General features: G+C 51.8%; 26 protein-coding genes and 2 tRNA genes. 13 read left to right on the top strand and 15 right to left on the bottom strand.

Annotated elements, in window-relative coordinates; genetic code table 11:
• Positions 1–22: 22 nt before the first annotated feature.
• A complete protein-coding gene (ftsH, locus tag AB8Q18_01745; GenBank protein ID XDZ51793.1) occupies positions 23–2,107 on the bottom strand; it encodes an ATP-dependent zinc metalloprotease FtsH in 2,085 nt (694 codons plus the stop codon).
• 62 nt (positions 2,108–2,169) lie between these two features.
• Entirely contained in the window at positions 2,170–2,790 is a 621-nt protein-coding gene (locus tag AB8Q18_01740; protein ID XDZ51792.1) for an RlmE family RNA methyltransferase, read from the bottom strand.
• A 148-nt stretch (positions 2,791–2,938) separates the two neighbouring features.
• Between AB8Q18_01740 and yhbY the strand changes: the two genes are divergently transcribed.
• Positions 2,939–3,223, top strand: a complete 285-nt coding sequence (yhbY, locus tag AB8Q18_01735) for a ribosome assembly RNA-binding protein YhbY (protein XDZ51791.1) — start codon at positions 2,939–2,941, stop codon at positions 3,221–3,223.
• A gap of 73 nt (positions 3,224–3,296) precedes the next feature.
• Here yhbY and AB8Q18_01730 read toward each other — a convergent pair whose 3' ends face one another.
• The 6 genes from AB8Q18_01730 to AB8Q18_01705 all read right to left on the bottom strand — a co-directional run bounded on the left by AB8Q18_01730 (position 3,297) and on the right by AB8Q18_01705 (position 7,829).
• Positions 3,297–3,746 carry a DUF4149 domain-containing protein gene (locus AB8Q18_01730; protein XDZ51790.1) on the bottom strand — a complete coding sequence of 150 codons (450 nt, stop codon included), beginning with the start codon at positions 3,744–3,746 and terminating at the stop codon, positions 3,297–3,299.
• 82 nt (positions 3,747–3,828) lie between these two features.
• Positions 3,829–4,305, bottom strand: coding sequence for a transcription elongation factor GreA (gene greA / locus AB8Q18_01725; GenBank protein ID XDZ51789.1), 477 nt, complete (start codon positions 4,303–4,305; stop codon positions 3,829–3,831).
• A 234-nt stretch (positions 4,306–4,539) separates the two neighbouring features.
• The gene (locus AB8Q18_01720; protein XDZ52885.1) at positions 4,540–5,040 is read right to left on the bottom strand and encodes a single-stranded DNA-binding protein; all 501 of its coding nucleotides are present in this window, start codon (positions 5,038–5,040) and stop codon (positions 4,540–4,542) included.
• A gap of 2 nt (positions 5,041–5,042) precedes the next feature.
• A complete protein-coding gene (locus AB8Q18_01715) occupies positions 5,043–6,398 on the bottom strand; it encodes an MFS transporter (protein ID XDZ51788.1) in 1,356 nt (451 codons plus the stop codon).
• A gap of 136 nt (positions 6,399–6,534) precedes the next feature.
• Positions 6,535–7,575 (bottom strand): dihydroorotase, encoded by a 1,041-nt coding sequence (pyrC, locus tag AB8Q18_01710; GenBank protein XDZ51787.1) that lies wholly within the window; start codon positions 7,573–7,575, stop codon positions 6,535–6,537.
• Positions 7,576–7,598: 23 nt separating this feature from the next.
• The gene (locus AB8Q18_01705; protein ID XDZ51786.1) at positions 7,599–7,829 is read right to left on the bottom strand and encodes a sulfurtransferase TusA family protein; all 231 of its coding nucleotides are present in this window, start codon (positions 7,827–7,829) and stop codon (positions 7,599–7,601) included.
• Between the two features lie 163 nt (positions 7,830–7,992).
• Here AB8Q18_01705 and AB8Q18_01700 point away from each other — a divergent pair, with 163 nt between their 5' ends.
• Both AB8Q18_01700 and AB8Q18_01695 read left to right on the top strand, forming a co-directional pair.
• Entirely contained in the window at positions 7,993–8,493 is a 501-nt protein-coding gene (locus tag AB8Q18_01700; protein XDZ51785.1) for a CNP1-like family protein, read from the top strand.
• 292 nt (positions 8,494–8,785) lie between these two features.
• Positions 8,786–9,463 (top strand): META domain-containing protein, encoded by a 678-nt coding sequence (locus AB8Q18_01695; protein XDZ51784.1) that lies wholly within the window; start codon positions 8,786–8,788, stop codon positions 9,461–9,463.
• A 59-nt stretch (positions 9,464–9,522) separates the two neighbouring features.
• Here AB8Q18_01695 and raiA read toward each other — a convergent pair whose 3' ends face one another.
• The 7 genes from raiA to AB8Q18_01660 all read right to left on the bottom strand — a co-directional run bounded on the left by raiA (position 9,523) and on the right by AB8Q18_01660 (position 14,007).
• Positions 9,523–9,849 (bottom strand): ribosome-associated translation inhibitor RaiA, encoded by a 327-nt coding sequence (gene raiA / locus AB8Q18_01690; GenBank protein XDZ51783.1) that lies wholly within the window; start codon positions 9,847–9,849, stop codon positions 9,523–9,525.
• A gap of 213 nt (positions 9,850–10,062) precedes the next feature.
• Positions 10,063–10,578, bottom strand: a complete 516-nt coding sequence (locus AB8Q18_01685; GenBank protein ID XDZ51782.1) for a YgjP-like metallopeptidase domain-containing protein — start codon at positions 10,576–10,578, stop codon at positions 10,063–10,065.
• A gap of 85 nt (positions 10,579–10,663) precedes the next feature.
• Complete coding sequence (gene lptB / locus AB8Q18_01680) at positions 10,664–11,398, bottom strand: LPS export ABC transporter ATP-binding protein (protein XDZ51781.1); 735 nt, start codon at positions 11,396–11,398, stop codon at positions 10,664–10,666.
• 1 nt (position 11,399) lies between these two features.
• A complete protein-coding gene (gene lptA / locus AB8Q18_01675) occupies positions 11,400–11,918 on the bottom strand; it encodes a lipopolysaccharide transport periplasmic protein LptA (protein XDZ51780.1) in 519 nt (172 codons plus the stop codon).
• On the bottom strand, positions 11,908–12,477 hold the full coding sequence (gene lptC / locus AB8Q18_01670) for an LPS export ABC transporter periplasmic protein LptC (protein ID XDZ51779.1): 570 nt from the start codon (positions 12,475–12,477) through the stop codon (positions 11,908–11,910). Before lptC ends, lptA begins: the two co-directional genes overlap by 11 nt.
• The gene (locus tag AB8Q18_01665; GenBank protein XDZ51778.1) at positions 12,474–12,998 is read right to left on the bottom strand and encodes a KdsC family phosphatase; all 525 of its coding nucleotides are present in this window, start codon (positions 12,996–12,998) and stop codon (positions 12,474–12,476) included. The genes lptC and AB8Q18_01665 overlap by 4 nt, the downstream gene beginning before the upstream one ends.
• A gap of 31 nt (positions 12,999–13,029) precedes the next feature.
• Positions 13,030–14,007 carry an SIS domain-containing protein gene (locus AB8Q18_01660; GenBank protein XDZ51777.1) on the bottom strand — a complete coding sequence of 326 codons (978 nt, stop codon included), beginning with the start codon at positions 14,005–14,007 and terminating at the stop codon, positions 13,030–13,032.
• 174 nt (positions 14,008–14,181) lie between these two features.
• Here AB8Q18_01660 and AB8Q18_01655 point away from each other — a divergent pair, with 174 nt between their 5' ends.
• The 10 genes from AB8Q18_01655 to gloA all read left to right on the top strand — a co-directional run bounded on the left by AB8Q18_01655 (position 14,182) and on the right by gloA (position 22,568).
• Positions 14,182–16,161: a cation:proton antiporter gene (locus tag AB8Q18_01655; protein ID XDZ51776.1), complete on the top strand. Its 1,980-nt coding sequence runs from the start codon at positions 14,182–14,184 to the stop codon at positions 16,159–16,161.
• Positions 16,162–16,229: 68 nt separating this feature from the next.
• Positions 16,230–16,305, top strand: a tRNA-Val gene (locus AB8Q18_01650).
• 16 nt (positions 16,306–16,321) lie between these two features.
• Positions 16,322–16,398: transfer RNA gene (locus AB8Q18_01645), tRNA-Asp, on the top strand.
• A gap of 178 nt (positions 16,399–16,576) precedes the next feature.
• The gene (gene glyQ / locus AB8Q18_01640; protein ID XDZ51775.1) at positions 16,577–17,479 is read left to right on the top strand and encodes a glycine--tRNA ligase subunit alpha; all 903 of its coding nucleotides are present in this window, start codon (positions 16,577–16,579) and stop codon (positions 17,477–17,479) included.
• Positions 17,480–17,488: 9 nt separating this feature from the next.
• Entirely contained in the window at positions 17,489–19,555 is a 2,067-nt protein-coding gene (glyS, locus tag AB8Q18_01635) for a glycine--tRNA ligase subunit beta (GenBank protein ID XDZ51774.1), read from the top strand.
• Between the two features lie 101 nt (positions 19,556–19,656).
• Entirely contained in the window at positions 19,657–20,118 is a 462-nt protein-coding gene (locus tag AB8Q18_01630) for a hypothetical protein (GenBank protein ID XDZ51773.1), read from the top strand.
• Complete coding sequence (gmhB, locus tag AB8Q18_01625) at positions 20,115–20,675, top strand: D-glycero-beta-D-manno-heptose 1,7-bisphosphate 7-phosphatase (GenBank protein ID XDZ51772.1); 561 nt, start codon at positions 20,115–20,117, stop codon at positions 20,673–20,675. Before AB8Q18_01630 ends, gmhB begins: the two co-directional genes overlap by 4 nt.
• An 8-nt stretch (positions 20,676–20,683) precedes the next feature.
• A complete protein-coding gene (locus tag AB8Q18_01620) occupies positions 20,684–21,451 on the top strand; it encodes a lysophospholipid acyltransferase family protein (protein ID XDZ51771.1) in 768 nt (255 codons plus the stop codon).
• 10 nt (positions 21,452–21,461) lie between these two features.
• On the top strand, positions 21,462–22,154 hold the full coding sequence (locus AB8Q18_01615; protein XDZ51770.1) for a M48 family metallopeptidase: 693 nt from the start codon (positions 21,462–21,464) through the stop codon (positions 22,152–22,154).
• A gap of 33 nt (positions 22,155–22,187) precedes the next feature.
• On the top strand, positions 22,188–22,568 hold the full coding sequence (gene gloA / locus AB8Q18_01610) for a lactoylglutathione lyase (GenBank protein ID XDZ51769.1): 381 nt from the start codon (positions 22,188–22,190) through the stop codon (positions 22,566–22,568).
• The last annotated feature ends 41 nt before the right edge of the window (positions 22,569–22,609 follow it).

Here is a 22,609-nt window from a genome sequence, read left to right as displayed (position 1 = left end):
GCCTTTGTCTCACATCTTCAACTTAGGATTTAGCAGCGCCGTCTTTATCCGCGCCTTTATCCGTTGACTCATCAGCGGTCACGGCTTCGTCTGCCTTGGCCTCCACCGCAGCGTCTTGCTTAAACGAATCGGCTACCGAAGGCTCTGCTGAGGTTTCAGCTGCTTGAGCCACCACAGGCGCTTCTTCATCAGAGGCTTCTGGGGCATTGGCCAAAGCTTGAGCCGCAGCCGCTTCAGCGGCGACTTCATCATCGCTTTTCACGTTGTGGCTATAGTCTTTAGGCAAGCTAGGCTGTTGACCGGCCATGATTTCTTTCACCTGATCGGCGTCAATGGTTTCCCAATCCATCAAGGCTTTGGTCATCACTTCCACTTTGTCACGGTTTTCATCTAATAGCTTATAGGCCAGAGCGTATTGCTCATCAATGATGCGGCGAATTTCTGCATCCACTTGCTGCATGGTCGCTTCAGACAGGTTTTTGCTGCTGGTCATCGAACGGCCTAAGAACACTTCGCCTTCGTTTTCAGCGTACACCATAGGGCCTAATTTCTTAGACATACCGTAGCGAGTCACCATGTCGCGCGCAATGCTGGTCGCACGCTCAAAGTCATTAGACGCACCGGTCGATACCTTGCCGACAAAAATGTCTTCGGCAATACGGCCACCGAACAGAATAGACAGCTGATGCAACATTTGGTCTTCGTACATGCTGATGCGGTCACGCTCAGGCAGCTGCCAGGTCAAGCCTAAGGCTCGGCCACGCGGCATGATGGTCACTTTGTGTACCGGGTCGGTGCCAGGCAATAGGCTGGCCACAATGGCGTGACCCGATTCATGATAGGCTGTCGCCAAGCGTTCGTCTTCATGCATCACCATTGAGCGACGTTCAGGACCCATAAAGATTTTGTCTTTGGCTTCTTCAAAATCACTTTGGTCGACTAAGCGCTTATTGCGGCGCGCCGCAAACAAAGCCGCTTCGTTTACCAAGTTAGCCAAGTCAGCGCCGCTGAAGCCTGGCGTACCGCGAGCCAAGGTTTGGGCATCCACCGATTTATCCAAAGGCACTTTACGCATGTGCACATTCAGAATTTGCTCACGACCACGAATGTCCGGTAGGGGCACCACGACTTGACGGTCAAAACGACCAGGACGTTGCAAGGCAGGGTCCAGTACGTCAGGACGGTTGGTTGCGGCAATCACGATCACCGTGGTATTGCTTTCAAAACCATCCATCTCAACCAATAATTGGTTTAAGGTTTGTTCGCGTTCGTCGTTACCGCCGCCTACGCCAGCGCCACGCTGACGGCCAACGGCGTCGATCTCGTCAATAAAGATGATGCACGGTGCGTTTTTCTTGGCTTGTTCGAACATGTCGCGTACGCGGGACGCACCCACGCCGACAAACATCTCCACGAAGTCAGAACCTGAGATGCTGAAAAAGGGTACTTTGGCTTCGCCCGCAATGGCTTTAGCCAATAGGGTTTTACCGGTACCAGGGCTACCTGCCAACAGCACGCCGCGCGGCACGCGGCCACCCAAGCTTTGATAGCGTGAAGGCTCTTTTAGGTATTCCACAATTTCAGACACTTCTTCTTTGGCTTCATCACAGCCTGCCACATCGGCAAACGTCACCTGATTAGCGTCTTTATCCAACAGTTTGGCTTTACTTTTCCCGAAAGAAAACGCGCCGCCCTTACCACCACCGCCACCGCCTTGCATTTGACGCATGAAGTAAATCCACACACCAATCAACAACAGTACCGGCAGCATGCTGATCAAAATACTGCCCAACATGCTTGGTTTTTCTTCAGGCGTCACTTTTAAACGCACATTTTTTTCCAACAAAAGCGGAATCAATTGGTCGTCTAGAGGCGCATTGGTAAAGAAGTCGGTTTCGTCTGTGCGCTTGCCTTTAATGACATAGCCGCTCACCACAGAGCCTTCCACATTCACACTGGCGACTTCACCTGCGGTCACGCTGGTAATGAATTGTGAATATTCAATTTGCTTAGTTTCATCTTTACTTTTGTTTAAGCTATTGAATGCCGTCATTAAGATGACCGCGAACACCAGCCATACTAAGAGATTTTTAAAGGTATTACCCACAGCGCGAGGCTCCCAATATTTTTTTACTGATTAATAGATTGTAAACGCAAGCCGTATAATTGTCAGCGCAATTTTTTGCCCAATAAATAAATTTCATTAGAGCGATCGCGCGACGCTTTTGGTTTGCGTACCAAAACTTGTTCAAATGCTGACCTCATGGCCGTTAGATACTCTTGATAGCCTGCACCTTGGAAGACTTTGATGAGAAAATGCCCACCCTCTTTTAAGTTTTGACAGGCAAAATCCAAGGCCAGCTCGGCCAAATAGAAACTGCGGGCTTGGTCCGTTACGGCGTTACCAGTCATATTTGGGGCAATGTCCGAAATTACAAGGTCTAAGGGACGATTTTGTAGTAAAGACTCAAATTCATTTAAAACCGTTTCTTCACGAAAGTCGCCCTGAATAAAGGTTACGTTCTCAAGCGGATCCATCGGCAAAATATCCAACGCAAACACCTGGCCGTTGCCACCCACGATTTTCGCCGCTACTTGGCTCCAGCTACCGGGGGCGCTGCCTAAGTCGGCCAGCACAATGCCCGGATAGATCAATTTATCTTTTTCATTTATTTCCAACAACTTATAGGCCGCTCTAGCCCGATAGCCGTCTTTTTTTGCCATGTGCACATAATGGTCGTTCACATGTTCGTTAATCCATAACTTGGACGATTTTGATTTAATGGCCATGACTTACTCACAAACTTAATAATGATGTGTGACAGATTGGCATGCTCGTCACACTTTATAGAACCGAATGCACGATTCAATTCCCCAACACAACAAATTTAAAGTACAATTTATCTTTTAGTAATCCAGAACATAGACACCCATTATAATGAAGATTGATTTAACCCCCAAAGAGCGTCAGGCTCTGAAACAACAAGCCCACCACATCCAACCTGTTGTGATGATTGGTCAGCATGGCTTAACCGAAGCCGTACTTAAAGAAGTTGATGCGACGCTAAGCGCCCACGAATTAATTAAAATCCGCGTCTTAGGCGATGAACGTGAACCGCGCGTCGAAATCTATGACGCCCTATGTGACCAGCTAAACGCGGCACCAGTTCAACACATCGGTAAATTATTGGTGATTTGGCGTCCAAAACCAGCTGAAGCTTAAGCCTCAAACAAACGCTCAGGCAACTTGCACCATGGCAAGTTGCCTGTTTTTTTGTCGCCAACGCCCGTTAAGGCTATTTCTGACAGGGCGTTTGGGTGCAGTGCCACACCAAAAACACGCCCAACAGGCTGGTAATCAAATAAATCACGCTAGACACGCCGTGCCACATCCCAAAGCTGCCCCCCACCGTTTGTAGCACCACGTGGCTGTAGTTAAACTTCAGCGCTTCGATGATGGGGGTGACGCCAAAATGGTTCAACAGCACACACAATAACATAGCCAAGACTAATTTAAAGTAAGCCGTTTTAAATAACTTCCCGCCTGCTTCAAATAAACCGAATAACAACAGAATGGCCGCGCACACCATGCCCATATAGGCAATGATCTCAAACAGGCGGCCAGCCACATTGCCCGCCGTCATCTTCGGCAGCAGACGAAACAAAACCGGTGCGGCCACATAGCCTGCAAACCATAAAGCCCCAACCCAGGCCACTACGGCCAAACTTCTGATTTTTGCCAACATAAGGAATCCTATTGTTGTGTTACTGCGGCCGATGCGGCCCAAAAGCAATCAGGCAACCTTTTAAAGATTGCCTGATGATGTCTTAAATGTATTCTACACGCAGCACTTCGTATTCACGTATGCCACCAGGAGCCTGCACTTCAGCAACGTCGCCCTCTTCTTTACCGATCAAGGCGCGTGCAATGGGTGAGCCCACCGATACTTTACCCACCTTGATGTCGGCTTCATCATCGCCGACAATTTGGTAGCGTACCGTGGCTTCGCTTTCGCAATCCATCAATTCAACCGTGGCGCCGAACACGATGCGGCCATCCACATCTAATTCGGCAGGGTTGATGATCTGCGCATTCGACAATTTACCTTCTAAATCGGCGATGCGGCCTTCCACAAAACCTTGACGCTCTTTGGCTGCTTCGTACTCAGCGTTTTCAGACAGGTCGCCATGAGAGCGGGCTTCAGCAATCGCCTCGATCACCGCTGGGCGCTCCACGCTTTTTAATTGCTGTAATTCCGCTTTCAATAACTCAGCGCCATGAACGGTTAAAGGGTATTTTTGCATGATGCTTTCTCCAACTTACGTCATTGCGTAAGTAAATAATAAAAACGCAAGCCGCCAAATTCAGAATGGCGGCTTGCAAATGTTATGTGCTTATTTTACCAAATCGGAGGGTAAAATCAATCATTATTATTACCCTTAGTGACTTCTTTTGACCCAGGCCTAGGCCCACATCAAGCTCGGGCATAAAAAACGAGCCGCAACGACTCGTTTTTTGGGCTAAGGCGCACCGTCAACTTAAAACGGAATGTCGTCGTCTAAATCATCCATCACAGGCGCAGGCTTGCTTTCCATGCGACGCGGGGCCGCTGGAGGTGCACTAGGCGCGGCAGGCGCAGATTGGTAATCATTTTGTGGGGCATACTGCTCTTGTGAGTAGCCGCCTTGATCACCGCCGCCAGCATTGTCAGAACGGCCGCCGACCATTTTCATTTCGCTGCCGATGATGTCGTAAGCCGTGCGCTCAGCACCGTCTTTACCGGTGTATTTACGGCTTTGAATACGGCCTTCAATGTAGACCATGCTGCCTTTTTTCAGGTATTGGCCTGCAATTTCGGCCAAACGGCGGTACAGGGTAATGTTGTGCCATTCGGTACGGGTCACGCGCTCACCGCTTTTGTCACGCCACTGTTCGCTGGTGGCGATCGAGAAGTTGGCCACTGGGTCGCCATTAGGCATGTAACGCACTTCAGGGTCACGTCCTAAGTTTCCCATCAATATTACTTTATTTACAGACATCATTAATCTCCTGAAAGTATGGCTTGTATTACATCAGCATCGTAGCCTTGTTGCAATACTTTTAAATATAAAACACTGCCGTCGTCGCTACATTCTGCTTCAACAACGCCAGATAAATCAATCAGTTTCGCACGCAGCTGTGGCCATTGGTTGGTCCACGCCTCGGGCAAGGTAAACACCACGTTCTTAACCGGCTTAGGCGCAGGCGCCGTCGCTGCCAGCAGCAGCCAGAGCACCATCAGTACGGTACAGAAGGTAAAAATTCCAAAAAAACCGTACTGTTGCGAAATAAACCCACTCAACGATGCGCCCACAAAGAGGCCCAACGACTGGGTGGTGTTAAATACGCCAATGGCCGTGCCCTTAGCGTGCGTCGGGGCAATTTTAGAAATCATAGACGGCAACGAAGCCTCTAAAATATTAAAGCCCACAAAGTAAAACATCAGCGCCAAGAAAATGGCCAGCAAGCTGTGTAGCGAGAACGATAGGCCAAGCTGCGCCACCACCATTAAGGCAATGGCCAACACAAATATCTGCTTCAATTTGCCTTTTTTCTCACCCACAATAATCGCTGGCACCATCAACACTAGGCCCAACACCACCACCGGCAGGTAAATATACCAATGCTGGGTCCGGGGTAAGCCTAAGCCTTCCAGCGCCAAGGGCAAAGATAAAAACAGCAACATTTGCGCACAGTGTAAAGCAAACACCCCAAAATTCAAACGCAATAATTGGCTATTTTTTAACACCAAGGGCAACGAGGAGGTGGTTGCCTGGGCATCGGCGTGTACTTTACTCACCCTTGGATTTGGCACCATATAGTGTACGGTCACCATGGCCAATAAGGTCAACACCCCGGTTAGGGCAAAAATACCGTTGACGCCGATAATACCGGCCAACAGCGGGCCCAGCACCAGGCTCACGGCAAACGTCACCCCAATGCTCAGACCAATCATGGCCATGGCACGGGTACGTACTTCATCACGAGTCAGGTCGGCCAATAGCGCCGTCACCGCTGCACTCACGGCGCCCGCGCCCTGAATCGCACGCCCCAACGCCAAGAGATAGATATTGTCGGCATAGGCAGCCATAAAACTACCCAATGCAAACACCAAGAGGCCGAGGTAAATCACCCGCTTACGCCCAAACTTATCGGAAGCCATACCCAAAGGCAGCTGCAACAAGGCCTGAGTCAGGCCATAGGCACCAAACGCCAAACCCACCCAGCGGGGATCAAGCCCACCTTCCATGGTCTGCGCATACAGGGCAAACACCGGCAAAATCAAAAACATGCCCAGCATTCTTAAGGCATACACGCCTGCCAAGGCCGTACTGGCCCGTAATTCTTGTGGATTCATAATGTGTGTACTTTACCTGCTAGATGATCGAAAGACGGGCATTCGCCCGAAGGCGAAATGCCAACCATTCGCATTATACTGACTTTTAAGCGCCTGTATTTTTTAATTTTCGTTATTCCCGAAAACCAAAAAATAATTATTCGGCGACAAACGTCCAGTCCGTCTGACCGCCGGCACGCATCGGAATCAACACTTGGCCATCACCAAAAGGCAAACTGGGCACGATCTCCTGCGGCTGTTTGATCAGCTTCACGGTACGGGTGTTTTCTGGCAGACCGTAAAAACGCGCGCCGTTTTTGCTGGCAAATGCTTCGAGTTTATCCAGGGCGCCAATACGCTCAAACGCTTCGGCATACAGCTCTAAAGCCGCGTGGGCACTGAACATACCCGCACAACCACAAGCACTTTCCTTGGCGCCTTGCGGATGCGGTGCACTGTCGGTGCCCAAGAAAAACTTGTGCGCCATTGGGCCGCTCACGGCAGCGAGCAAACCTTGGCGATGGCTTTCACGCTTCAATACCGGCAGGCAATAATGATGAGGCTTCACCCCCCCCACCAGTAAATCGTTACGGTTGAGTAAAAGGTGTTGCGGGGTTACGCTGGCGGCCACGTTGTCGCCTGCACCTTGTACCAAATCCGCTGCATCAGAAGTCGTAATGTGTTCAAACACAACTTTTAAAGTTGGCACCTTGGCCAAAATCGGCAACAGCACGCGATCGATGAACACCGCTTCGCGGTCAAAGATATCCACGTCAGCATCGGTCACTTCCCCGTGTACCAAGAACAACACGCCCTCTTCGGCCATCGTCTCTAAAACCGGCAGTAGCTTGAATAGATCCGTCACGCCCGAAGCCGAGTTAGTGGTGGCGCCCGCAGGATACAGCTTAAAAGCCACAATGCCGGCGGCTTTGGCTTCTTTCACCATAGCGGGCGTGGTTTTATCGGTTAAATACAAAGTCATCAGCGGCGTAAAGCCATTGCCCGCTGGTACGGCGGCCTTGATTTTGGCCTCATAGGCCTGAGCCATGGCCACGGTGGTGACCGGCAAAGCCAAATTAGGCATGATCACCGCCCGACCCATTTGGCGTGCAGTATAGGGCACAACGGCGGCTAAGGCCGCACCATCACGCACGTGTAGGTGCATGTCGTCTGGCTGAAGCAGTTCCAAAACTTGCATGAGGTTCCTTTAAGATTTATTCGTTATTTATGTTGTACAACCATTCGATACAGCCCCGCCTCTGGCTCATCAGAAAGCAGCAAAACGTGGCCCGTTTGACGGCAAAACGCCTCAAAATCGACGGGCGCACCTTTATCCGTGGCCAAAACGGCCAACACCTCGCCGGCGGCCATTTTTGCCAAGGCTTTTTTGGCCTTTAAAATAGGCATGGGGCAGTTAAGCCCTTTTACATCTAAGGTTTCGGTAATATTCATGGTCGCTCTTTCCATCGCAATGTCCGTATTCTAGCAAAGGCGCACGGTCTTTGCCCATTTATCCCTTATTGAAACGATCAAGACTTTAAAATCTCATCCTTTTCAGCGTACAATGAAAGCACAAACCCTTATTAAATGATTGATGATAACCGCTAGGAACCCCATGAAAAAATTAGCCTGGACACTCTTGGCTTGCAGCAGTCTGGCCATGGCCGAAAGCGATGGCCTTAATTGGCACTATCAAGCGCCTGTCGCCAAAGCGATACAGGAAGCCGAAATCGACTTGCCCGCCTACCCCGACACCAAAGACAGCGCCCTCTGGGTCGACGTCTATACCACCAAAACAGCCCCCACCGTACCCTCATTACTCTGGGATAGCCTCGCCGTGCCCGGTGACGGCACCATCCGCTATGTGTTGAACATTCAGCCGCGCTCCAAAAAGGTCGATAACCTCAGCGTAGAAGCCCTCAACTGTAAAGAGCGCAGCTATAAAGCCTATGCCTTTGGCAATACGTTTAACCAAACTTGGTCGGCCAATAAAAATCCGCAATGGATAGACATTGGCTCCATAGACAGCATACGCCACCCCATGCGTAAATTATTTTGCGACAACGGCATGCCACAAAACGTGGAAGAGCTGAAGCTGTTACTTAAAAATCAATAAACCCCGTCGCTCATGCCCCATCACCATTTAGATGGGGCCAGTCCACTACACACTGCCCTGTTAGCACCACCCACGCCCCTTTGCCGCCATCAACTCAGTTGCCCTTGTCGCCACAATCGCCTAAGCCTTTCAAGAATAAGCCTTTTATTATGAAATATAATTAGCAGATATATATGTTTTATGTTTAAAATGAACTTTCTGTGGCCATCGTTTCTCTAAAACACAGGTAGGTTAAGACTCATTTAAACGATGATGTTAACGTGTCTATCACATTACACAAAGGAATCTGACGATGAAAAAACTATTTTTATTACTCGGTCTATCTTGTTCTATGGTCCAAGCCGCCAGCACGCTAAACAACACCAGCTGGATCATGGTTGAGCCCACCACAAAAAATGCCGCTCAGGCCCCCACCATTACCTTTACAGAAAAAGGCATCAATGGCTTTTCTGGCTGTAACCGCTACACCATGCAGCCTAATGAAAAAGGGGAAAGCAACATCGCCACCACGCGCATGATGTGTGCCGACGACCAAATGGCGCTCGAAGCAGCCTTTTTGAAGGCCATGAGCAATCAGCCTGAGTTCACCCAAAGCCTAGACGGTCAATTTCTCGTCATCAACGAAGGCTCTGACGACAAGTTTGCCTTTAAAAAACAGGCCATGCCTAAAGATGCGGCCAAAAAACCAATCTCTGGCGTCCCCCCTATCCCCCCTGCCAGCAGCGCCTTACCCGCTGACAGCGGCCACACCACCTTCTTGGTGCGCGCCGTCAGCCCTGGCGTGATTGAGGTTAAAGCCACTGCCGACGGCCCATGGCAGGCCACCAGCGGCAAGATCGCCAACTTCACGCCCGACGCCAAAGTCGCCGCCTACGCCATTGAAGTAAAGGCCAATCCTGACCAAAGCGCCAGCGCACCCAAATGGGCCTTGTCACGGATTGTGTTCCAAGAAGACAAACCGTCTCGTTAATTCAAATGGCCACAAAAAAGCCGCTCGATGAGCGGCTTTTCTTTTGACTGACTAAAAGTTTATTCGGTCACACCAGCTTCACGACCGCTTGGGGTGGCGCGGTGGTTGGTGCTCATTTCCTTATGTTTCAACACCATGCGGTCTAACTTATCCATTAAGATGTCGATAGACGCATACAAATCATTTTCAGCGGCCTCTGTGTGCAGGCTTTTTCCGGCCAGGTGCAAATCCACTTCAGCTTTTTGTTTCATTTTATCGATGGATAAGGTCACGGTGGTCGAAATCACATTGTCAGCATGGCGGGTGATGCGCTCTAATTTGCTGTTGATGTATTCTTTGATCGCGGGAGTAACGTCAATGTTCAAACCAGTAATTTTTACGTTCATAGTAAAGCTCCTCCGTTAGAGTGACGATGTCTTCGTCTGGTAAGATCAGGCGATGAACCTGAAGCTGTTGATTCATCTTACCTTGAAAATACCAGGATGACCATCCCCATTTTATAGACTTATCTCAAAGACTTTTTCTTTTTCTAAAATAATTAAGCTCACGACCCAAATCCCCATCACATCTGGCCTAGCGCCTAGCCCAGACCCACGCCTCTAGCCCTCATCAACGCCATAAAGCGGCCCAATCGTGTCTAAATGCAGCAGATAAATTCGGGTATCCAGCTCCCACTGATGATAGTCCGGCGCCATGTGGCGACACAGCTGATAAAAATTCTTGTTGTGGTCTTTTTCTTTTAAGTGGGCCAGCTCGTGGACCACAATCATATTCAAGAACGCTTCAGGCGCGGCTTTAAACAGCGTCGCCACCCGAATCTCGGCCTTGGCCTTAAGCTTACCGCCCTGAACCCGTGAAATGGCCGTGTGTAGGCCCAAAGCATGCTTCATCACCTGAATCTTACTGTCGTACTGCACCTTACTGATCTGCATGGCGTGGCGCATGTATTGATTTTTCAGGCCGCTGACGTATTGATACAAAGCCTTGTCGGTGGTCATCAGATGCGGCTCAGGGTAGCGCTGGAGCAAATACTCGCCCAAACGCCCCGCGGCCGCAAGCTCTGCCACCTGTGCTTGCAGCGTCTCGGGATAGCCGCTTAAATAATTAATCGCCATACAGACCTCCTTAAATCACCCTCAAACACGCAAAAACCTTGGCCAACGCCAAGGTTCTGATCAAACGCCATTAATTCAGCTAAGCTTAATAGTCGAAATGTTCGCCCAAATACACTTCTCTTACCCGCTCATTGGCCACCAGCTCATTAGGCAGGCCATCGGCCAACACGCTGCCTTCGCTGATGATGTAGCCTCGATCACAAATACGCAGCGTTTCGCGCACGTTGTGGTCGGTGATCAGCACGCCAATATTGCGCGAACGCAAGAAAGAAATGATTTTCTGAATGTCGATCACCGCAATCGGGTCCACCCCGGCAAACGGCTCATCCAATAAAATAAACCGCGGCTTGGTCGCCAATACTCGGGCGATTTCCACCCGCCGGCGCTCACCACCCGACAAAGACAGGGCGTTATTGTCGCGCAAATGGCTGACGTTCAAATCATCCAACAGCTGGTCTAGCTCTTTGGCGATGACTTTCTTATCTTTTTCGTTGATTTCCAAAATGGCCTGAATGTTTTCGGCCACCGTCATTTTACGAAAAATAGACGCCTCTTGTGGCAAATAGCCTAAGCCCAAGCGTGCGCGCAGATGAATCGGCATGCTGGTTAAGTCTTCACCATCAAGGTCAATGTGCCCATCGTCGGCCGCAATCAGGCCCACCACCATGTAGAAGCTGGTGGTTTTACCGGCGCCATTCGGCCCCAAGAGACCCACCACTTCCCCACTTTTAATGCTCATCGACACGTCTTTGACCACCATGCGCTTCTTATACGACTTTTGCAGGTTGCTGATGGTTAACACACTTTGTTCTGTACTCATATTAGTTTGATTTCTGCGTGGTAGAAGGTTGGAGAATCACGCTCACGCGGCCGCCTTTTTTGGCGCCAGCCGCCCCTTTTACGGTGTAAATTTCAGTATTGGTATTATAAGTAATCACGTGGCCCTTGACTCGATCGCCTTCACGGGTCACCAAAGCGTTACCGGTTAAAACTGCGATGCCGCTTTTGCTGTCATAGGTAATCTGATTGGCCTGACCGGTCACGTATTCATTTTTATCGTCTAGCTTCTGGCGCATGGTGGTGGGGCTACCCTTACTCACCATGTTTTGATTGCCTTGATTATCTTGCTTAACCGACACTTCAGCGCCGGTGATTTTCAACGTACCTTGCACAATCAAGACGTTACCGGTAAACACCGTCAGCTGATTAGCCTGATCCAGCATGCCGTTGTCTGCCTCGATGTTAATGGGCTTTTCACGGTCGGCTTTTTCTGCCCACACAGGACCAGTAGCCAACAACAGTGCCGCAGCGGCCCAGCCCAAATACTGCTTATTTATCATAATAAGTTGCCCTTACCCTAGAGTCTAAATTCAATAGTTGGCGCTCGCCATCATAACGAAAGCCAATGGTCGTTCCGTGTGACGGACCGTACTCAAAGGCGGTTGGCGCAGCGGTCACCGCGGTTTTTTTATCCACCTGAACCGTCAAAGCGGTGGTGATGATTTTCATCGCGGGTTTGTCTGCTGTCTTGCTTTTGGTCAAGGTCACTTTTTGATCAAAAAACAAATTCTTGGTTTTGTCATTATACGTGGCGCTGTCGCCCACCACGTGAAATTCATGCACGCCATTTTTATACAGGTCGGCATCAGGCTCTTCAAAATGCACTTCATCGCTGCGCGGGAACTGCCATACCTTGGTCGCCAACAGCGATTCACTGATTAAGCCTTGCTCGTCATAGCGCTTGCCATCGGCGCCAAGCATGACGTACTGCGGCTCATCCGGGTCCAGCTCTGGCGCCGCATCGTCTAGCTGCGACACATTATTCAACCAAAAGCTAATCGCCACCAGGCCGATCATCAGCACGGCAGGAAAGGTTATCGAGGCGCGAAAAGGAATCATAGAAGATAGCCGCCTAAGGCCTCATCCAGCGTACCTTGAGACTGCATGATCAACTCACACAGCTCACGCACAGCGCCACGACCAGCGCCGCGCTTGGTGACATAATGGCTGTGCTGCAACACCAAATCATGCGCTTCGGGCACGGCCACAGCCAAACCACAGCGCACCATCGGTGGCAAATCCACCACGTCGTCGCCAATATAGGCACATTCTTGTGCGCTCACGCCGGTCTGTTCTAACAGCTGGGCAAACGCTTCACGCTTATCGTCTACACCGGCCATATAGTGATTAATCCCTAAGCTCTTGGCGCGAATCGCCACGCACTGAGCGTCGCGGCCGGTCATAATGGCGGTTTTCACGCCGCTGGCCTGCAATAGTTTCAGGCCCAAGCCATCTAGGGTATGAAAGGCTTTCGACTCATCACCTTTAGGGGTCAAGTAAATTTGACCGTCGGTCATCACGCCGTCTACGTCCATAATCAACAGCTTAATTTTTTGTGCCCGCTCATTCACGTTCTGCATGTCCTGCTCCTTCTTGAGTCTAGAGGTCGGGTCAAACAATGCCGGCTCTGAGTAAGTCCTGCATGTTCAAGGCCCCAACCAATTTATTGTGTTCGTCTACGGCCAACAGCCCACCCACCCGATTCTTTTGCATCACATGTAAAGCCTCATTGGCTAATTTATCGGCGCGAATGGTCTTGGGCTGGCGAGCCATCACATCTTCAATCAAGATGTTTTTTAAATCGTCACGGGTTTGAAACAGGCGACGTAAATCGCCGTCGGTAAAGATCCCGACGGCCTCACCGGCCTCACCCACCACGGCGGTAAAGCCGAGGCTTTTTTCGCTCATCATCACCACGACTTTTTTCAGTTCGGTGCCAAGGCCCACCTGCGGCAAATCGTCGCCGCCGTGCATTAAATCCTGTACTCGTACCAATAGTCGTTTGCCCAAGCTGCCCGCAGGATGGCTCATGGCAAAATCATCAGAGGTAAAGCGACGCGCCTGCATCAGCACCACGGCCAAGGCATCGCCCAAAGCCAAGGCGGCCGTTGTGCTGCTGGTCGGAGCCAACCCTAAAGGACAGGCTTCTCGCGTCACCGCATTGTTTAAAAACACATCGGCCTCTTTAGCCAGCGTGGACTGTGGCTTGCCCGCCATGGCGATGATCTGCACCCCCTTACGCTTCAGCGCAGGCAGCACATTAATGACTTCGTCGCTCTCGCCAGAATACGACAGCGCCAACACCACGTCCCCTTCCAAAATCATGCCCAAGTCACCGTGAGCGGCCTCCGCTGGATGCACGAAAAAGGCGGGTGTGCCGGTCGAGGCTAAGGTCGCGGCAATTTTGCTGCCGATGTGGCCCGATTTACCCATCCCGGTCACCACCAAGCGGCCCTTCATGGCCAACACCAAATCAACGGCACGCACAAACTCATCGTCCAACCGTTCCGCTAATTGGTTTAAAGCTTCAGCCTCAATGCTTAAAACTTCTTTTGCTTGAGTTAAGTAGGGGTTACAATATTTATTCATAATCGCGATTATACAATGATCAATGCCGCTTCGCATGGTTTTTAAATGATTGCCCGTTATCAATAGGCGCTTCTATCGTTAGAGACACAAGTCTGTCCAGCGTTCCTTTTGTCCTTATTAAAGCTGTATTTATTTGATTCATTAAAACCAACCCTAGTTAAAGAATAGGTTGCCATGCATTACTCCCTCGGCCCTGTGGTCATTTTACTCTTGGTGGCGGTTATTTCCGTATTTATTTGTCGCCGCCTCAATATTCCTGCCATGATGGGCTACCTCATCGTGGGCTTCATCGCCGGCCCAGGCGTTTTACATCTGGTGCCACAAACCCCCGAAACCGACTTTGTCGGTGAAATCGGCATTGTGTTCCTGATGTTCACCATCGGCCTAGAATTCTCCCTAGCCAAGCTCAAAGCCATGAAGCGCATGGTATTAGGCTTAGGCGGCCTTCAAGTTGGCCTCACCATGACGGTATTGATTTTGGTCAGCATGCTGGCCAAAATCCCGTTCTTAACCGCATTTGCCGTGGCCGGCGCCCTCACCATGTCGTCGACCGCCATCGCCAGCCGCCTACTCTCAGAGCGGGTAGAGCTGGGCCAACAGCACGGTAAGATGACCATGAGCGTGCTGTTGATGCAGGATATTGCCGTCGTCCCCATCATGATTTTATTGCCCGCCTTAGCCACCCACTCCAGCACCATGTGGATGGACTTACTCATGGCCTTGGGCAAAATGGTCTTGGTGTTGACCCTACTGTTCGTGGTCGGCAAACGCTTGGTCAGCCCTTGGTTCCACGTCATTGCCCGCATCCGTTCGTCCGAACTTTTTATGGTCAACGTTTTATTAATCACCCTGGGCGTGGCCTATTTAACCGACTTGGCCGGCCTCTCCCTCGCGCTAGGCGCCTTTGTGGCCGGCATGTTGATTTCCGAAACCGATTATCGCTACCAGGTAGAAGAAGACATCCGCCCGTTTCGCGACATGCTTTTAGGCTTTTTCTTCATCACCGTCGGCATGAAGCTCAACATTCAAGCGCTGCTGGCCAATATTGATCTCGTGCTAATCTTACTGGCCATGGCCGTCATCGCCAAAGCCATCATTGTCTTTGCTGCCGCCAAAGCCTTTAAATACAAAACCAAGGACAGCCTCACCACCGCCCTCTATCTAGCCCAAGGCGGTGAGTTTGGCTTTGTGCTCTTGGCCATTTCCGGCCAGCTCAAGCTGTTGACCCCAGAAAGCGAGCAGGCCGCCATCGCCGCCATCTTGATTTCGATGCTGATTGCGCCCTTCTTAATTGCCGCCAGCAGCAAAATCGTCAACAAGCTGGTAAAATCCAACTGGGACACTCAAGCCGTTGACTTACAAAACATTTTGGTCGAAAACATGAATAAAACCGATCATGTCCTGATGCTGGGCTATGGCCGCACTGGCCAGGCCGTGGCACGTCTACTGGAGCAAGAAAACATTCCCTATTACGCTCTAGATCTAGACGTAGACCGCGTCCAAGCCGCTCGCAGCGCCGGCGAAGCCGTCTCCTTTGGCGACGCCAAGCGTAAAGACATTCTGATCGCCGCCGGCATCCAACGCGCCAAGGCGGCCGTGGTCACCATGCACCACACCGTCGAGGCCGAACACATTTTGGCCGCCATCATGAGCGTTAACCCCACCCTACCCGTCGTGGTGCGCAGCACCGATGAAACCCATATGGACGAGCTCTTGCAGCATGGCGCCGAAGCCGTGGTGTCCGACACCATGGAGGTATCTTTAGTGCTGGCTTCACAAACCTTAATGAATATGGGCCTGCCGTTTGAGCGCATTTTCGACACCATGAAAGAAGTGCGCTCCGAACGCTATGCGCTCTTACAGGGCTTTTTCAAAGGCAGTACCGACGAACCCGACACCCTCGAAAGCAATGCACGCCAAAATCGACTTCAAAGCATGGCCATCAGCGAAGAATCCTATGCCGCTAATCGCACTTTGGCCGAATTAAACTTCGCCCAATTTCGCACCCAGCTGCGTTTGATTCGCCGCGGCACCCATAAAATCAAAAACCCAGCGCCTGAATTCGTGCTGCTGCCCGGCGACATCTTGGTGATGATTGGGGTACCAAGCAATTTAATCAATACAGAAAACTTTATATTACAAGGACCTGAATAATTTCTTTAAAAAAGGGCTTGCCAAGCGTAGGCGAACATGGTTTAATTCGCCTCCTCAAAGCAGTACACGGGTGATTAGCTCAGTTGGTAGAGCGCCTGCCTTACAAGCAGGATGTCGGCGGTTCGACTCCGTCATCACCCACCACTAGCCCTTTTGAGATGGAGTGGTAGTTCAGTTGGTTAGAATACCGGCCTGTCACGCCGGGGGTCGCGGGTTCGAGTCCCGTCCACTCCGCCAACACCAAAAATGCCCATTACGGGCTTTTTTTTCGCCTACGGCTTTTCACAAGCCTGCCTCATCCAGCATTTCTTCATTTATCCGCACATAATTTGCAATAGTTGTCTTAAGCACTACACAAGACCCCCCCAGACAAGTAAAATGGTTGTTTTTATTTAAGCTCGTATAAGCAAAAACCATGCTCACTTTTCAAGAAATCATCTTTAAACTACAAACCTATTGGGCCAATATTGGCTGCGTGGTCCTTCAACCTCTAGACATGGAAGTCGGCGCCGGCACCAGCCATCCTGCCACTTGCTTGCGCGCATTAGGCCCTGAGCCTTGGTTTGCTGCCTATGTACAGCCCAGCCGTCGCCCTAACGATGGCCGCTACGGCGAAAACCCGAATCGCCTACAGCATTACTACCAATTCCAAGTGGCGCTAAAACCTGCGCCCGAAAACATTCAAGAACTGTACCTAGATTCGCTACGTGAATTGGGCATTTCCCCGCTAGAACACGACATCCGCTTCGTCGAAGATGACTGGGAAAACCCAACCTTAGGCGCCTGGGGTCTGGGCTGGGAAGTCTGGCTAAACGGCATGGAAGTCACCCAATTCACCTATTTCCAACAGGTAGGCGGCATCGACTGTAGCCCCGTATTGGGCGAAATCACCTACGGCATTGAGCGCTTGGCCATGTACCTACAGGGCGTTGAAAACGTCTACGACCTCGTTTGGGCCCACACCCCTGACGGCCAAACCGTGACCTACGGCGACGTTTACCATCAAAACGAAGTGGAACAATCCACCTACAACTTTGAATACGCCAACGTGCCTTGGCTGCTAGAGCAGTTTAACCACTACGAATCCGAAGCCAAACGCTTACTGGCCATCACCGACACCTCCTTGGCCCTCCCCGCCTACGAAATGGTGTTAAAAGCCGGCCACACCTTCAACCTATTGGATGCCCGCGGCGCTATTTCGGTGACCGAACGCGCCACCTACATTGGCCGTGTCCGCACCTTGTCGCGCCAGGTTGCGCAGGCGTTTGTAGACAGTCGTGAAGCCTTAGGCTTCCCACTTATTAAGAATCCTCAGTAGGCCACCATCATGCAAGATACATTATTGATTGAACTTCGTACCGAAGAACTGCCCCCAAAAGCCCTAGAAAAACTAGGCGCAAGCTTTGCCCAAAGCCTGCAAGAAGAATTAGTAAAAGCTCAGCTAATCGACGCTGATGCAGCCTGTCACGCCTTTGCCTCTCCGCGCCGTTTGGCCGTGATGATCAACGACGTCAAAGACATGCAGGCCGATCAGCAAGTGCTGCGTAAAGGCCCGTCAACCAAGGCCGCCATGAAAGATGGCCAGCCCACGCCGGCATTGCTGGGCTTTGCCCGCTCCTGCGGCGCCGAAGTGGCCGACTTACACATCGTCAACGATGGCAAACAAGACGTTTACGCCTACGAATTCCTACAGGCAGGCCAACCTTTAGCCGCCTTGATCAGCGACATGATCCAAGTGGCGGTAAAAAAACTGCCGATTCCTAAAGTCATGCGTTGGGGCTCATCTACCCATCAGTTCGTGCGCCCTGTACACGGCTTAGTCATCATGCACGGCAGCCAGCTGGTGCCAGGCAGCGTCTTAGGCTTAGACAGCCAAAACTGGACCTTAGGCCACCGCTTCTTGAGCACCGAGCCCGTTGTGTTTGCTCAAGCCCAAGACTATGCGCGCCAAATGCATGAAGAAGGCAAGGTCATTGCCAGCTTCGAAGCCCGTCGCGCCCTAATTAACCAACACCTCAACAGCGCTGCGGCCGGCCTGAACGCCAGCATTGCCGCCGATGCTGACTTACTCAATGAAGTGACTGCCCTGGTTGAATGGCCAGTGGTATTGGAAGCCGGCTTTGATGCTGAATTCTTGGCCGTGCCGCAAGAATGCCTGATCTTGACCATGCAGCAAAACCAAAAGTATTTCCCACTATTAAATACTGAAGGCAAGCTCATCAACCGCTTCCTACTGGTGTCTAACCTAGAAGCAAAAGATCCTAGCCACATCATTCAAGGCAATGAACGGGTGTTGCGCGCACGCCTATCAGATGCAGCCTTCTTCTTTGAGCAAGACCAAAAACAACCGCTAGAAAGCCGCCTACCTAAGCTGGCCAACGTGGTTTATCACAATAAATTAGGCTCTCAGCTTGAGCGAATCGAACGCATCAAAACCTTGGCCGTGGCCATTGCAGGCCAACTGGGCGCCGACGTGGCCAAAACCGAACGCGCCGCCGCCCTAGCCAAGGCCGACTTAGTTACCGGCATGGTGGGCGAATTCCCAGAGCTTCAAGGCACTATGGGTAAATATTATGCCCAGCACGACCAAGAAGACGCCGTTGTAGCCGCCGCCATCGAGCAGCATTACCAACCGCGCTTTGCCGGCGATGCTTTACCACAAAGTAAAGAAGCCACGGCCGTGGCCTTAGCCGACAAGCTAGAAGCCTTAGTGGGCATTTGGGGCATCGGCCTCATCCCAACTGGCGACAAAGACCCTTACGCCCTACGCCGCTCAGCCTTAGGTATCTTACGCATGCTATTGGGCAGCCCGCTGAACCTAAAGAGCCTGATCCAAGCCGCTCAAGACAGCCTCAAAGGCTATACGCTGAGCGCAGACACGGCAGAAAAAGTGTATGAGTTCATGCTGGCGCGTCTAGGCCATCTCCTGGAGCACGACTACAGCCAAGACGTGATTGCCGCCGTATTGAGCAAGCAGCCTGAAGTATTAGACACCCTCATCGCCAAACTACAGGCGGTGACCGAGTTTAAAACCCTGGCCGAAGCCGCCGCCTTGGCCAGCGCCAACAAGCGCGTGCAAAACCTATTGAAAAAAACCGACGGGGACCTCGGCTCAGTGGACGTAGCCTTACTCAGCCTACCGGCCGAGCAAGCGCTACAGCAGGCCATGGATCAAGTTCTGCCTCAGGTTCAAGCCCACCTGAACGATCACGCCTACACCCAAGCGCTTTCAGCCTTAACCAGCCTCAAAGCGCCTGTAGATGGCTTTTTCGAAGACGTGATGGTAATGGACCCAGACCCCGCCCTTAAGCAAAACCGTTTAAACCTATTAAACCAATTAGCTCAGGCGCTGAACGCCGTGGCCAATATTGCGCAGCTAGACGCCGCTCACTAAGCCCCATGGCCTGATCCACCGCACAACCAGCAGCAGGGCTTTGGCCTCGCTGCTGGTTCCCTCTTTATAGATTGACCGTTAAACGTAAGCAAAGGAACCACATGATGATTGATTGTGCCCAATGGCATTACGAAGAAGACTTCCCCGCTAAGCTGCCGCAAACCCAAGCCAGCACCCACATTGGCATGTTTTTGGCCTGGATCATCATCAACCAGTTGCAAAGTGACGTGCTCAGCGAGCACCTAGCCGATGCTTTAGCTCAGGTACGGGCACGCGAACTCAGCGGACGCGATTTTTTACTGCAATATGCTGAAGGCCAATTCCTCAGCGATGATTTAAGCCCAACCGGCCTTGCCTTTACCCAAGCCTATTACCAAGATGCCGAGCAAGAAGGCTATGGCCAGTACATGGTGGATTACTACAGCGCCTTAAACGTCTTAAAACTGCCTTCGCTCTACCACGTTTTAGACAGCTGGCACCAATACGATTTAGTAGCCCAACACATAGACGCCGCCTACGCCGCCTGGCAGCAGGCCCAAACCCATGAGGCGCCCTCAGCATGAAATTGATTATTCTAGACCGCGACGGCGTCATCAATAAAGACCGCGACGACTTTGTCAAAAGCGTGGATGAATGGGAAGCCTTGCCCGGCAGCATGGACGCCATCGCCCTATTGACTCAGGCTGGCTACACCATTGCCATCGCCACCAACCAATCGGGCATTGGCCGCGGCTATTTTGGCATGCACGACTTAAACGCCATGCACAGCAAAATGCATCGCCTGGTACAGCAGGCCAGCGGCCGCATCGACGGCATTTGGTTTTGCCCCCACACCAACGCCGACCATTGCGACTGCCGCAAACCTAAACCAGGCTTGGTTGAAGACATTCTAGAGCGCTTTGGCGCCGACGCCCACAACACCGTCATGGTCGGCGACAGCCTGCGTGACCTGCAAGCCATCGACGCCGTCGGCGGCAAGCCTTTTTTAGTGTTAACCGGCAAGGGCAAAAAAACCTTGAGTAAAGAACAAGATCAATTGCCCGCACACACCGAAATTTTTGATGACTTGATGGCGGTGGCAGAGTATTTATGCAGCCCCGAAGCCGCGCCCCAAGACTAAGGACCCCTATGCTTCTGATTAGAAACCTCGCTTACTGGCTGGTGATGTGCCTCACCACGGTGCTGTTTGCCCTAACCTTTTTTCTGTTCGCCTGGCTGCCCGCGCCCAAGCGCCACCTCATTGGCATCGGCTACGCCAAAAGTTTGGTGCGCCTGTTAGAGCTGCTGATTGGCCTAAAATACACCATCGTCGGCGCAGAAAACGTGCCTACGGAACCTGCCATCATTTGCTGCAAACATCAATCAGCATGGGAAACCTTGGCCTTGCAAATCGCTTTCCCGGCTCAAGTATTCGTGTGCAAACGCGAACTCTTTTGGATTCCCGTCTTTGGTTGGGGCCTGCGCTTGATGAGCCCCATCGCCATCGACCGTAAAGACCGCGCTAAGGCCACCCGCCAAATTTTGGAACAGGGCACTCAGCGTAAAAAACAAGGCTTCTGGATCAGCATTTTCCCAGAAGGCACGCGCGTCCCCCCTGGCGTACGCGGCCGCTATAAGCTTGGTGCGGCCCGCATGGCCAAAACCCTAGAGATGGACATCGTACCGGTGGCCGTCAACAGCGGCGAATTCTGGCCACGCAACTCTTTTATGAAGCACCCAGGCCTGATCACCATGGTGATTGGCAAACCCATCCCTCACACGCTGGGCGGCGCCGAAGTCCTGATGCACAAATGCGAAGAGTGGATTGAAAATCGCCAAAGCGACATCAGCGGCGTCGGCCCTTGCGCCCACCCTGATGACAAAGCCCGCGCGGCCAACCGCCATGAGCCTCGCTAAGGCTGACTTTATGCATGACTTTAACGGGCAGCTACTGCCGGTTAAAGTCAGCCATAGAGCCAAAACCCGCATTTATCTGCGCCTGCGCCAGCGCACCCTCTACATCAGCACCCCCAAGCACGTGACCACCGCCCAGCTACGGGCATTCCTACACAGTCACGCGAACTTCATCGCCCGCAGCCTCAATAGCCCCAACACCGCGGCAACACAGCTACCCCAAACCCTCTATTATTTAGGCCAAGCCTTACCCCTACTGGCGCATACCGACCCCGATGCACCAAGCAGCATCGACCTTGAGCAAAACTGCATCTGGCTCAGTCAAGCCCTGCAAAACCAACCGTTAAGCACGCAAAAAGCCGCGCTACGCCAGCTCTATCGTGAGCACGCCCAAGCTTACCTACCCCCTCAGCTACACCACATCAGCCTCGGCCTACCCAAACAACCCAGCAGCATCAAGCTCAGCAATGCCCGCGGCACCTGGGGCACCTGTAAAAGCGATGGCACCATCCGCCTCAACTGGCGCCTGATGGGCGCACCGACGGCCGTGATCCACTACGTCTGCGTGCACGAACTGTGCCATCTGGTACACTTAAACCATAGCCCGGCGTTTTGGCAGCTGGTGGCGACCTACGCCCCCAACGTCCAAGCCGCGAAGGCATGGCTCAAACAGCATCAACTGGCGCTTTTTAGCCTCGATGACTGAGCCAACACCAACCCCTCAGTACAAGGAACCCTCATGAGACTACTCCACACCATGTTGCGCGTCGGCAACCTCGACCGCTCCATTCACTTTTACCAAGACGTACTGGGCATGCGCCTATTGCGCCAAGAAGACTACCCCAGTGGCCGCTTTACCCTTGCCTTCCTAGGCTATGGTGACGAAAGCAGCCACACCGTACTCGAACTAACCCACAACTGGGATACGGAACACTATGACTTAGGCAACGGCTACGGCCACATTGCCATCGAAGTGGCTGACGCCGCTGCGGCTTGTGATGCCGCACGTGCCAAAGGCGGTAAAGTTGTGCGTGAAGCTGGCCCCATGAACCACGGCACCACCGTCATCGCCTTCATCGAAGATCCTGATGGTTATAAAATTGAGTTCATTCAAAAGTAAGCCTCAACATCTTGCCGCAATCGTCGCCTATCTGGCCGATT

It is taken from the genome of Neisseriaceae bacterium CLB008, from assembly GCA_041228285.1.
GTDB lineage: Bacteria > Pseudomonadota > Gammaproteobacteria > Burkholderiales > Neisseriaceae > JAGNPU01.
This window is presented reverse-complemented; position numbering and strand designations above follow the sequence as displayed.

Bases quoted from the DNA above. Each gene is read 5' to 3' on its own strand.
- AB8Q18_01740 (XDZ51792.1), bottom strand. From the start codon at position 2,790: ATGGCCATTAAATCAAAATCGTCCAAGTTATGGATTAACGAACATGTG.
- yhbY (XDZ51791.1), top strand. From the start codon at position 2,939: ATGAAGATTGATTTAACCCCCAAAGAGCGTCAGGCTCTGAAACAACAA.
- AB8Q18_01730 (XDZ51790.1), bottom strand. From the start codon at position 3,746: ATGTTGGCAAAAATCAGAAGTTTGGCCGTAGTGGCCTGGGTTGGGGCT.
- greA (XDZ51789.1), bottom strand. From the start codon at position 4,305: ATGCAAAAATACCCTTTAACCGTTCATGGCGCTGAGTTATTGAAAGCG.
- AB8Q18_01720 (XDZ52885.1), bottom strand. From the start codon at position 5,040: ATGTCTGTAAATAAAGTAATATTGATGGGAAACTTAGGACGTGACCCT.
- AB8Q18_01715 (XDZ51788.1), bottom strand. From the start codon at position 6,398: ATGAATCCACAAGAATTACGGGCCAGTACGGCCTTGGCAGGCGTGTAT.
- pyrC (XDZ51787.1), bottom strand. From the start codon at position 7,575: ATGCAAGTTTTGGAACTGCTTCAGCCAGACGACATGCACCTACACGTG.
- AB8Q18_01705 (XDZ51786.1), bottom strand. From the start codon at position 7,829: ATGAATATTACCGAAACCTTAGATGTAAAAGGGCTTAACTGCCCCATG.
- AB8Q18_01700 (XDZ51785.1), top strand. From the start codon at position 7,993: ATGAAAAAATTAGCCTGGACACTCTTGGCTTGCAGCAGTCTGGCCATG.
- AB8Q18_01695 (XDZ51784.1), top strand. From the start codon at position 8,786: ATGAAAAAACTATTTTTATTACTCGGTCTATCTTGTTCTATGGTCCAA.
- raiA (XDZ51783.1), bottom strand. From the start codon at position 9,849: ATGAACGTAAAAATTACTGGTTTGAACATTGACGTTACTCCCGCGATC.
- AB8Q18_01685 (XDZ51782.1), bottom strand. From the start codon at position 10,578: ATGGCGATTAATTATTTAAGCGGCTATCCCGAGACGCTGCAAGCACAG.
- lptB (XDZ51781.1), bottom strand. From the start codon at position 11,398: ATGAGTACAGAACAAAGTGTGTTAACCATCAGCAACCTGCAAAAGTCG.
- lptA (XDZ51780.1), bottom strand. From the start codon at position 11,918: ATGATAAATAAGCAGTATTTGGGCTGGGCCGCTGCGGCACTGTTGTTG.
- lptC (XDZ51779.1), bottom strand. From the start codon at position 12,477: ATGATTCCTTTTCGCGCCTCGATAACCTTTCCTGCCGTGCTGATGATC.
- AB8Q18_01665 (XDZ51778.1), bottom strand. From the start codon at position 12,998: ATGCAGAACGTGAATGAGCGGGCACAAAAAATTAAGCTGTTGATTATG.
- AB8Q18_01660 (XDZ51777.1), bottom strand. From the start codon at position 14,007: ATGAATAAATATTGTAACCCCTACTTAACTCAAGCAAAAGAAGTTTTA.
- AB8Q18_01655 (XDZ51776.1), top strand. From the start codon at position 14,182: ATGCATTACTCCCTCGGCCCTGTGGTCATTTTACTCTTGGTGGCGGTT.
- glyQ (XDZ51775.1), top strand. From the start codon at position 16,577: ATGCTCACTTTTCAAGAAATCATCTTTAAACTACAAACCTATTGGGCC.
- glyS (XDZ51774.1), top strand. From the start codon at position 17,489: ATGCAAGATACATTATTGATTGAACTTCGTACCGAAGAACTGCCCCCA.
- AB8Q18_01630 (XDZ51773.1), top strand. From the start codon at position 19,657: ATGATGATTGATTGTGCCCAATGGCATTACGAAGAAGACTTCCCCGCT.
- gmhB (XDZ51772.1), top strand. From the start codon at position 20,115: ATGAAATTGATTATTCTAGACCGCGACGGCGTCATCAATAAAGACCGC.
- AB8Q18_01620 (XDZ51771.1), top strand. From the start codon at position 20,684: ATGCTTCTGATTAGAAACCTCGCTTACTGGCTGGTGATGTGCCTCACC.
- AB8Q18_01615 (XDZ51770.1), top strand. From the start codon at position 21,462: ATGCATGACTTTAACGGGCAGCTACTGCCGGTTAAAGTCAGCCATAGA.
- gloA (XDZ51769.1), top strand. From the start codon at position 22,188: ATGAGACTACTCCACACCATGTTGCGCGTCGGCAACCTCGACCGCTCC.